Annotated in this window: 2 protein-coding genes and 1 pseudogene; 1 reads left to right on the top strand and 2 read right to left on the bottom strand. The window is 59.1% G+C overall.

Translation table 11 applies throughout. The annotated features are described in order from the left end of the window. A pseudogene (locus IGS51_RS22120) lies at positions 1-496 on the bottom strand (hypothetical protein); the annotation flags it as partial. Between the two features lie 634 nt (positions 497-1130). After that, positions 1131-3041, bottom strand: a complete 1911-nt coding sequence (locus IGS51_RS22115; protein ID WP_297081057.1) for a SpoIID/LytB domain-containing protein — start codon at positions 3039-3041, stop codon at positions 1131-1133. Positions 3042-4103: 1062 nt separating this feature from the next. Between IGS51_RS22115 and IGS51_RS22110 the strand changes: the two genes are divergently transcribed. Next, positions 4104-8195, top strand: a complete 4092-nt coding sequence (locus IGS51_RS22110; protein WP_297081055.1) for a hypothetical protein — start codon at positions 4104-4106, stop codon at positions 8193-8195. Positions 8196-9085: the final 890 nt, after the last annotated feature.

The raw sequence follows: 9085 nt of genomic DNA, 5'->3' as shown, positions 1-9085 counted from the left end.
CGCCACCGCCTGCGGCTCCAGAGGGATGGGCTACCCCGCCATTGCCGCCCATGCCGCCGCCGCCCTGGCCCAGTCCAGCCAGTCCTTGTCCGCCAACGGCAACGTTTTCGCTGAGGGTGACATTGCTGAGGGTGACGTTGCCATCGTAGATAAACAGGGCACCGCCTAGGCCGCCGCCGCCGCCTGAGCCGTCACCCCCCTCGGCTCGGCCCAGGGTTAGCGTCAGGTTTTCAAAGGTGACGTTGCCGCTTTCGATAAAGAAGAGTCGGACATCTCCTTCGTCATTGATACCGTTGCCGTTGGCATCGCCGCTGAGGCTGAAGGTGTTGCCAGTGCTGCTGCGAATCGTGAGGCTGGCGGATTCCCTAATGAAGGGCAGCGCACTGGTCAGAACAATATTGTTAGTAATTTCAATAACATCGGCTTCGGCGTTGGTATTTGTCGAATTGATGGCGTTGACCAGCTCTTGGAACGTTGCAACCGAAAAAGTAGCCATAACTGCTTCTCGTAGATCTGTAAAACTTCAGCGGGTCGTGAATGTCAAATCGCCCGGCCGTTGCCTTAGACAGTGACCGTTAGATCCGGCCCGGACGCGAAATTGACGTTTACGCACGCCAAACAGGCCCCGCTCTGTGACGACCGCAACTCCCAAGAGAGTCCGTGCCCTCCCACAAAACGACGCTAAGCGTGACTTCCTATACAAGTACCTGAGGGCAATCGCCCCTTGCTAGGAAATCTAGTAAGTTTTACGGAGCCTTTAAGTTAAGAGAATCTACGTAAGGCTTGAAAAAACTTTTCTCAGGATTTTTCCGGATACTTCAAAGCATCGAAAGGAAGAAAACTGAGTGATTTACAGAATCAAAGCACTTTTAGTTGCCGAAACCTGTTAAACGCGCTTCTGGAGAAACTTTGGGCCCTTGTCAACGGGTTCGCCTCATACCAAGGCAGCAGGGGACTTGCGAAGATATACGCAGGTCAACACGACAGTAAATGCCGCACAGCGCTGAGTCAACAGTCAGCACAGCATATCGATATCTGGTATAAAAAAGAACCCCTCTTGTGCGTTCTCTGCAAGCACGTCCCGACGGTTCTGGCGGTGTTCCAGCCTTGCCCCAGCGTTGGTTCCAGCGCTAGTTCGACGGGTCGCGCCAGAAGACAATGTTTTCGTTGAGCGTCACCAATTGAGCGCCGGGGTAGTAGAAACTGAGGATGCGGGCGGCCGACCAGCCCAGTCGTCCCAATCGATAGGCCCCCGTTTGGCTCATGCCGACGGCGTGGCCCAGGCCCCCGCCGACAAAGGTGTAGCCCTTGAGTACCGTCATCGTCGGCACGCGGTTTTGCGCTTCTAGCGAATCGCTTGTCGCTTCCTCGGCGGGCTTTGCAGCTTTGATAGGCGCTGTCTCGGCGGCATCGGGTTCGGCAGCAACAGGGGATGGCTTGGACACCGAAGGAGAGAGGTTGGCTTCAACCCCTGTTTCTCCGTCCTCTGGTGCGGCTGAGCTAGGCGCGTTTTGGGGAATGGGCACCTGGGCGTAGACGGGTTCCAGGTAGAACAGGGTGCTGGTGGGGGCATAGAGCGCCCGGAGAATCTCGTCTTTTTCCAGGGTGATTGGGCCGCGATCGCTCTGGATGAGCAGCTTTTGCACCCGACCGGCGGGCGATCGCTCCACCACCTGCAACGACTCCACCCGCGTCAGGTTAGCAAACGGATGGCGCTGACTCTGCAAATAGCGGCGTAGCCCTTCGGCAATGTTTTCTAGAGTGCTTTCCTTGCGCCAGCGGAAGCTGTCCCAGCCTGCTTCATTAAAGCCCTGCCGCAGGTTTAGAAAAGCTCGCAGATTCAATTCGTCCGATAGGGGGCGATTGGCCAAATCCCACACGCCTTCTACGGAGTCCACCACGGCCCGCAGGTAGGGACGGTTTTGCCCGTTCCACACGTCGGTAAAAGGAGCCGTGATGCCGCCCGTGGTGGAGGAATAGAGCGCGTCGATTAGCTCGTTGCGATAGGTCAGCACTTGACCCCGCGTGGCGGCGATCGCCCGATCCGCCGATTCCACCGCGCCCGTCAGCCCTTTGTAAACCTGGCACTGAGTATCAGCACAGAGTTCGTAGCCGTCGATGGCAAATCGCCGCAGGTTTCGCAGGGCATAGGTTCGCGCCAAAATCGCCTGAGCCTGGACTGCGGTGGGCGGCGCAGATGGCCCAATTTCGTGGGGCACAACCCCGCGCAGGTAGGTTTCCGTGGGGACGTAGTTGACGAGGGTATAGTTGCCGTAGGCGTTGGGCTGGAGGCGCAGGCTGCCACCGTAGAGCCGACGGTTTGGCACATTGGCATTGCGAGCCGCGTTGGGAGGCAGTTCGCCTTCGGTGACGAACACGCGGCTGTAGGAAGAGAGAATTTCCACCTCATCGCGCATCAGGCGGTTGCCCTCCACCTCCAGCACAGCGCGGGGCACCTGCCGCTGCACCTGGCGATCGATAAAGGCGGTGCGTGCGCCCTGAGCTTGCAAATTCTTTAGCAGCAGCCGACGCACCAGCGGCGTTTCGTAGGTGTCTCGCTTGGCCCATACCTGCCACTGGCGCGGCTGGGCCAGTTCTACCTCGATGCCGCGCGATCGCCACTGGTTGGCCTGGTCTTCTGCGCTCTCAAAGCTGCGGTGGTTGCCCAACACCACTTTTTCCACCACCTTTGGCTCTGGCAGCGGCTCCATCACCACACCCACCCTCACCGGGGCGGCAGTGGTCACGGTCTGGTCTTGCCCGTCGTCGGTTTTGAAGCGGAGCGAGAGGCGATCGCCCTCGGCAGGTTGCAGCGTCAGCACGTCCTGTGGCTCGTCGCCAAAGCGCTGCACGATGCCGATTTTCAGCACGGGGTTTGGCGGGGCCGCAGTCTGAGCCAAAGCGCGATCGCCCATGCCCAGCCAACAGACCGCCGCAATTGCCGCGCCCGTCAGCCCCGACAGCATAAAGGCAGGGCGCTGAGTGGATGCATCCGGGCTTGCGGGGGCTTTATCCTGGTTCACAAAGCTGCTAAGTCCCATCGTTCCAAGTGATATAAGGGGGCTGCCCATGCTTGCTCTTGATTTGCTCTGCGTTTGACCGACTGACCTGTTTTCTCAGTTTGTTTTCTCAGCTTGCTTTATCAGGTTGCTTTATCAGTTTGCTTTATCTTTGCCAGCTTGGTTTATCTAAAGAACACATCGACCGCGCTAACCGTTCAAGACGGGAGAAATACGGAATCTTGAACCTCACCCAGTACAAATTATGAAGTGCGATATGCCGATCGGCAACGGTTGTGGCTGGCCAGGATATGCCAGGTCAATGTGCCGGGTGCGCTATGACCCTGCGCTATCTTAACGTGAAACTCAAAGTCCGTCCCTCTCAAGAGAGAGTAAGCTGCGACAAATCTTTCAAAACGCCCGTCTCTTCAGAAGAACGCCGATCTAGACTAGAAGAGCGATCGCCCATAAACCGTGGTTCTAATTACGCAATTACACACTAAAATTTGGGCACGCTCTACAGTGCTGGATGTGCCTCACCCCAGGAGCCTTGCATTCAAGTCTTACACTCAAGCCCTGAAATTCAAGTCTTGAGCGAGTGTTCAACCCAAAATGTAGCTCCAAAACGTTGATTTTTCTTGCAGCATGGGAAGAATAGCGGCGTTTTTGGGGAATCCTATAGCGATATAAGCGAGCGATATAGATGTACTTGAGTAGGCGTACTTAAATCATCGATGGACTTGGGGGGACTTGGGGGACCTGGGGATACATGGACTCGGTGTATGCATAGCGACTACTTACGTAAGCGAATTACGTAAGTCAACCGCAAGCCAACCGCCATCGGCGAGTCGTTACGTGGGCGAACCGTCAAGCCACCCCTAAGTCAGTCCAGAAGGGTCAATCCAGAAGATTAACTCGAAGATTAATCCAGGCCACGACGGCAAGCGTAAGCGTAATAGCTAAGCCCACTCCAGGCAAATCCACTCGCAAATCCACCCAGGTAAACCCAGTCCAGGTAAACCTAGTCCAGGCAAACCTTGTAACCCATCGACCTGCCAGCATCGGCAACTCCAGACCGCTTCCTTCGTTCCCCTCAAGACAACCGTGACGTATCAACCGGCGCAACTTCAGGACTTAATTCGGGCGATCGACGAGGTGCTGGGCAAATCCAGCCCCCGGCTGCCTTGGGTAATGAGCGGCGAGGCAGACCAACAGCGCCGCGTCCTGGAGGAAACCCGACGCTATCTGGCCCAAATGCAGCAGCAGGGAACCCCAGCAGTGGGCAGCGCCCTCGCCCACGACCCCATGAATCAGGGCTATGCGGTGCCCCTGTCGCCGACCTCGCCTGCGGAATCGGCCCAACAGGTGCTGCAAGCCATGCTGCAAGAGATGACCTACTTGCGGACGACGGTGATGCAGCCGCTGCGAAATGACCTGGAAGTGCTGTATCGCCAGCGCGATCGCCTCCTGCAAGAAATTCACGAGCTAGAATCTCAGCGCCAACAGGCCGTGCTGACGGATGCCACACCGCCGCCTGCGGCCACGCTGCCCGCCGCCGACCAGCAGCGCCTCATCTCCGAGTTTTTGCAAACGCTGATGAGCCGGTTGCAGGCAGATCTATCAGGGCAGGTGGCCCAAATGCTGACGGAAATTGAGGCCCAGGCTGCGGGTGCTGGTGCCAGCGTTGCAGAGCCACATCGCCCCTCTGCCGCATCAGAAACAGCCGACCCGGCTGTGTCCCTATCTGCAACTGAGGTGCCCGCCCTCACGCCCGCCGAGCGCCTCCAGCAAATTCAGCGCATCCAGGCTCAGTCTGACCAACTACTGCTGAAGCTAGACAACAGCCTGCGAGTCATCTTCGAGTCGCTCCAGAGCAACATCGAAACCTATCAGGAATCGCTCAGCCTGGGGCTGGACAAGATGAATACCCTGGGGCAGCAGGGCGAGTCCATCTTTGCGGCAATGGTGAACCGCCTAGCCGAACAGCTCAGCCGAGAAGCCTCCCACTACCTCCAGGCCTCGATTCAAGATGCCGAATGGCAGCCCGCTACTAGCCTGCCTCAGTCGTCGGCCCGCCCGCCTGCCGAGCCGCCTGCCCCACAGCCGACGACAGAGCCAGCGACGGAACAGTGGCCACCCGCCTCGCTGGAAACCACTGCTCCGTCTGCCCGTCCGCAGTCCGACAGCCTCGACCCAATCGACCAACTCCTCAGCGAACTGGAAGACGAACTGACGGTATTTCAGGTGCCGGAACCTGTTTCGGATGAAGACTTGACCGTGTTCCAAGTGCCAGAACTCGATTTGGATGAGGAACTGACGGTATTCCAGGTTCCGGAACCCAGCCCGGAATCTGGTGCGGCTGACCGTGTGGCCCCCGAAAGCGAGTCAGACCCAATGCCTGCCGATACCCGCCCGATGGGTTCCACTGCCTATCCGGGGCTGCTGGACGAAATTGACGACCTAGAAGCCTTGGAACTGCTGACTCAGGAGCTAGAGCGGCTGGAACTGGCATCGGTGCCGGAACTGCCAGAACTGGAGGACGACGCAGAGTTTGCATCGCTAGACGATGGCGACGAAGACCTGACAATGTTCCAGATTGACGAGTCGGCGATGACGGATTTTCCGCCGGATGAGCCACTGGGCGATCCTCGCACGGTCTTACAGGTCGATGCTGAGGAGGCTGAAGAGACAGAAGAGGAAGCTGAAGACGCTGAAGAAGCCTCCGTCAGTCCAGGCTTGTCAATTGAAGATTTGGACTCGGCGCTAGATCTACTGGGGCAAATTAGTACCCAACTGGATGCCGAGCTAGAGCAGGCAGGCTCCACCGACGGGCCCGACAGCGCCGACCTGACGACGGGATTTGGGCTGGATGCCGACTCCGTTAGCGGTACAGACTCCTATGACGAACTGGATGCGTTTTACGAGAGCCTGTTTGGCATAGACGCGGCTGGGGCCACCGGAGAGACGGCAGAGACGGCAGCTGAAGAGCCAGTCGATCAACACCTGTCGGATGCGGAACAGCGATCGCTCGTTCAGTCCACCCCCGATTTAACGGATGTAGCAGAGCCTGGTTCGGTGAATGAAGGTGAATCCGATCTGCCTGATCTGTCTGGTTCGACTGATCTAACAAATCTGAGCGATACGCCCCCCATTGATGCCGAGTTGGGCAGCCTGGACAGTCTGGATCAGGCTTTGTTTGGCGGACAGGCAGACCCAGCCAGCGATGCTGCTGATGCGACGGATGCGGCGATCGCCAGCCCCAGCGTTGATGAACTGGTGGATTTGTTGAGCGAGTTCATGAATGTTCCTGCTGCGGCCGCTGCTGCGGAAGCCCGTGCTGGAGAAATAGCAGAGCCAGCCGAGCCGACGGCGCAAACCGAGTCCTCCGCCTTGCAGCCGTCCCACTCCACCGCGCCTCATTCTACCGTGCCTCATTCCACAGAGCGATCGCCCGAAGCAGTCGAGCATCTGCTGTTTGGGGAATCTCCAGAGCCGCCCCTCGCCGAGGAGCCGGACAGTGGACTGTCTTCGCCCCAGCCCAACAAGCCGGAGGTGATCCGCTCCCTCAACGACCTGCTGCAACTGATGGCGGCAGAATCCGCAGAAGAGTCGGCGGTGGGGCTGCCAGCGAATGGACTGGCGACCGATGCGGAAGATCGCTACGAGCCTGCAAATCCGGGCGAAGACCTGTTGGGTGGCGACGATGTGCTGTCCAGTCCCCGTCCCGATGTACAGGTGACCCAGACCACGCTGGAGCAGCTTGCGGCTGATTTATCAGATCTGGAGGGGCTGGCGGCGGATGCCTTTAGCACCGACTTGGCTGCCCTCAGTTCGTCCGCAGCAGCGCCCGCCACAGACGTGTTTGAAACGAACTCTGAAACGGACTCTGAAACGAGCAGTAGCTTTACAGATTCGCTGGCAGACTGGGGGCAACTCCCGCAGGAATCGCTGCGCGAGTCGCCCGATCCGTTCCCCGCTGCGGGTTCGGTTGCCGACCCGACTGACGAAGGTCAATCCTACTGGCAGGGCAGTTCTTTCGCTCAAAATGCCCCGACGGAAGAGGATCTGTTTATCTCCAGCCTGTTTCCTGTCGAAGATGGGTCGGACGACGAGATGACGCTGCTGCTGGACGGGCCGCCGCCGGGACTCTCCACCCCCCTGCCCGAAAAGGCAACTGCTCCTCTGACCACACCAGAATCGCTGGCGGATTGGGTCAACGCGCTGGATGAAACCGAACTGCCGCCCGACCGAGAAGACCTGAGCCTGAGCGACTTTCAGGCGGTGATGCAAACGGAGCCTGCACCAGTTGCCCCATTGGACGGAATGGGGGCGATCGCCGATGTGCAAACACCCCTCCATCCAGCGGATCAGTCGTCCCTGGTGGAGGAGTCATTAGAAGACTCGTTCGCTGACGATTTTTCGGATGACTTCTCTGGCGATTTCTCCAGTGATTTTTCCGGCGATCTGCTTGCCGAGGATCTATTCTCTGGTCTAGAAGTCTCTGGCCTAGAAGGTCTTGGCCCGGGCAGTGCCGCCGTATCTCCCGCCGTATCTCCCGCAGAAGCGCCCTCCGCCGCGCCCGCAGCCACGCCCTCAGACATGCCTGCTGAGAATGTCGGGTTAGAGTCTGCCAGCCTCGACGATTTTTCGGCGGATTTTGCTGTGCCTGCCTCGCCTGCGCCGTCCCAGGGCGTTCCTGCGAACTCCCCCGACCTCGCTCCCCCTCCGGCAATTCCCAACAGCCTCGAAGACCTGTTTGCAGAACTGCCGCCTGCCCCGCAGCCCAGTCCGCGCCAACCCAGCGTCCCCCCACCCAGCGACTCCCTCCCGGATAGCATCCTGGAAAATCTATCGCTATCGGTGCCTGCGCCGCCGCCGGGTGAGGCAGCATTTACGCTGAGCGGCTTGGAGAGCCTGTTTGAAGATTTGCCGTCGGTGGGCGAGGTGACTCCCGTGCCGCCGCCAGGGTCGCCCAGCACCAACCTGACCGCAGCCGATTTGACCAGTTTGTTTGATGACGCAGAACCCGCTCCTGCGGCTGACTTGGGGAATCCAGTGAATCCGGTGGATGAGGCACAGCCTGCGGATTTGCCCGAGTCCTCCAGCGAGGCAAAAAAAAAATCCTCTAATCCGCCCAGCCCCCGCGAACCCAGAGGCTTCGGGCGGCTCCAGCCCAACACCCGCCGTCCCCAATAGTGCTGAGCCGGATTGGGAACTGCTGTCCGCTGCCGGAGGCAATTCGGGCCCAAACCCAGATTTTGCCGCTGCTCCTGCTGCCGAGTTGCCGCTGTCTGCAACTGACCCATTGCAACCCTGGCTCGAAAGCTTTGATCCAGAAGACTATGAGCCAGATCTAGAGCTACAGGATTTGATGCAAACTCTGGGGATTGCTCCGGAGGCGCTGTCGCGGCTGCTGTCTGCCCTGTCGGGTGTGTCTGGATCTGGTTCGCCCCAGGCAGGCAAACCCGCTGAAGCATCGGCAAAGCAGGCTGAGAATGTCCAGTGGTATCTGGGGTTGGACATTGGAACAACGGGCATTTCGGCAGTGCTGCTGCGATATCCAGCGGGAGCGCTGTACCCGGTTTACTGGCTGGAATTGCCGCCTGCGTCGGAGCGCAATCGCCTGCCTGCCCGCAAGACGTTTCGGCTGCCCGTGCAGGTGCAACTCAGCGCGGCAGATGAGAAGGATCAAAATACGGCTCCCATTGCGATCGCCCCCCTCTCTGCCAGCCTCGGCCAGCCGCGCACCCAACAGCCCCACCGGCTCACTCTCAGCCACCTCAAGCCCTACCTGCAAGTCGGCGTGCCCTACTATTCCACCGAGACGCTGCAATGGGAACCCGTCGCCCGCTGGAGTGATGCCCAGTCCCTGCCGCTGAGCCTGTTTCAGCAAGCGCTGCGGACGCTGTTGGTGAGCCTTACCTTCTCAACGGGCGGCTATGCCTCCGAAGACGTTGCCACGACAATCCCATTGCTCACCTGCGGCGCAGTGGATCTGGAAGAAGCCCAGTTTCAGCTTGCGCTGCGGCAGTTGACGGGCGTGATTGTCAGCTATCCCGCCAACTGGTCGGATACCTATAGCTTCA

Origin of the sequence: Thermoleptolyngbya sp. M55_K2018_002 (assembly GCF_015295965.1) — a bacterium.
GTDB lineage: Bacteria > Cyanobacteriota > Cyanobacteriia > Elainellales > Elainellaceae > Thermoleptolyngbya > Thermoleptolyngbya sichuanensis.
The sequence above is the reverse complement of the archived record's forward strand: the minus strand, read 5'-3'. Positions and strand labels throughout refer to the sequence as shown.